Origin of the sequence: Rhizobium sp. rho-13.1 (assembly GCF_007000305.1) — a bacterium.
Classification (GTDB): Bacteria; Pseudomonadota; Alphaproteobacteria; order Rhizobiales; family Rhizobiaceae; genus Rhizobium; species Rhizobium rhododendri.
The window spans coordinates 1-1,821 of record NZ_SCFL01000065.1; the positions used below are offsets into that span (position 1 = coordinate 1).

1 protein-coding gene and 2 pseudogenes are annotated in these 1,821 nt (G+C 57.8%); all 3 read right to left on the reverse strand.

The genetic code is table 11. The annotated features are described in order from the left end of the window. Positions 1-271: pseudogene (locus EQW76_RS28605) on the reverse strand (hypothetical protein); the annotation flags it as partial. A 169-nt stretch (positions 272-440) separates the two neighbouring features. Then, positions 441-1,049 (reverse strand): outer membrane protein, encoded by a 609-nt coding sequence (locus EQW76_RS28610; protein WP_142832613.1) that lies wholly within the window; start codon positions 1,047-1,049, stop codon positions 441-443. A 429-nt stretch (positions 1,050-1,478) separates the two neighbouring features. Then, positions 1,479-1,696, reverse strand: a pseudogene (locus EQW76_RS28615) (transposase); the annotation flags it as partial. Between the last annotated feature and the right edge of the window lie 125 nt (positions 1,697-1,821).

The following is a 1,821-nucleotide window of genomic DNA, read 5'->3' on the forward strand; positions in this document are numbered from 1 at the left end:
CGCTGTCGGCTGTGAGCGACATATGGAAGAAGACCTCGAGGTTGACGACCGGGATCGTCATGATGTTCCGGACGATATCGATCTGCGGCCGGACTGTGACTGCCAATGCGAACGCATCCGACCGAAGCGCGTCGAACAGGTCCGGGACTGTCGTGACCGCCACCGCCGGATAGCCCGCTAGCTCTAGCCTGGCGACGATGGTGTTTGCCGCGTTGGCCGGAAGAAAGACAAGAATGGGGCGTCTGTTATTTTTGCTCGCAGGTCCGCTCACGGCAAAGTCTCCTTGCTTGATCGCCTGGAGGCTTCTCCCGGGATCCATCTGTTCGTTGGATTTAGTTCCGTCTTTATTGGCGGGCTGCGGCGGTGGCGGGAGGGAGGTGACCATCCCGGATGGGCCGGGAAAGTCTTGTCTCTGTCCTTCCCGGCCGTCCCGCCTGCGGCTAGAACTTGTAGCTGGCGCCGATCAGGACCTTGTTCTGGGTGGCGCCAAAATCGCCGACGCCGGCGCCGAAATCCTTCTTGCCGAAATCCGAATAGCGATATTCGCCACGAACCAGGATGTTGTCGGTGATAGCGTGTTCGACACCGCCACCCGCAGTCCATCCAATGAGGATGTCGTCTTTCTTGCGTATAGCGGGCAGGTCCAGCTTGCCGCTTGTCGCCGCGACGCCGGCAGTTGCGAAGATCAGCGTACGGTCGAGGGCATAACCGATACGACCACGGCCGGACGCGTCCCATTCAAGGTCGGTGTCCTTGTCTTTGGCGAAGTTGTAGTTGAAGTCGTTCTCAATGCCGTAGACGATGCTGCCCGACTGGAAGTTGTAGCCGGCGTGAATGCCTGCGGAGCCGTTGTCCAGATCTTCCTTGGTGCCGAGAACGGTGGTTTGATTCCAGCTATAGCCGCCCTGGGCACCGATGTAGAAACCTGACCAGTCATAGGCTGAATAAGCAGCAGGCGCTGCCTCCGGAACAACGGAAAGGTCCGCTGCCATTGCGGGTGCTGCCGACGAAATGGCAATAATGGCAAATACGAATGACTTGATGTGCACGGGAATGACTCTCTTTCATAGTGTGGATGCAGAGGCTGACCCCACGACGGGAGGCCGGTTCGCATCGCACTATGCCTGAGAGCAATATTGCAGAGTGTCTTTTTGTATTAAGTTATGTTGCGGAGTAAGTCGCTTGCGTTGAGAGGTGCTCTGAGGATCGTGCAAGCCGTACGAAGCAAAATAGGCGGGCATGCAGGAGGCCTATCGTTATATCGCTCCGGCCTAGAAACAGATGAACCGACGTTAGCTGTCTCCGTTGAGCATACAATGAACAATACCGTGATCTAAATGCGCCGTTTAGCTATTGCGGTGCTTGGTTTGCTTCGCTTCTCGCCGTGGAAATCGCGCTCGGAGTTGCTCCCTTTGGTTTTTGGCGGCTGTTTCCCTTTAGCGCCAGAGCCGCTGCCGTCGGTGTCGCCGCCATCTGTGGGGCTGGCCCAGCAAGGCGGCCAGAAACTTGGCGGCGATGTCGCCCGCCAAGAGGCGCTCGGGGTTCTTGGTAAACACCGTGACGTCGCAGATCGGCGCGTCATCGACAGGCCGACGAACCAGCGGAACGGCAGATTGTAATCCATCTGCTCCATGAGCTGACGCTCGGAGCGTATCGTGTAAAAGGCCTGCAGCAACAGGGCACGCAGCAGCTTCTCCGTATGCATTCGCCGAGGACCGCAGGTTCAGTTTTTCTTTCGCGATCGGCGCTTCCATTTTGCAGCTAAGGCCTCGACGTTTTTGCGGAGATTGGCGGCGTCGACATCGCCAGGATCGTAGTGCG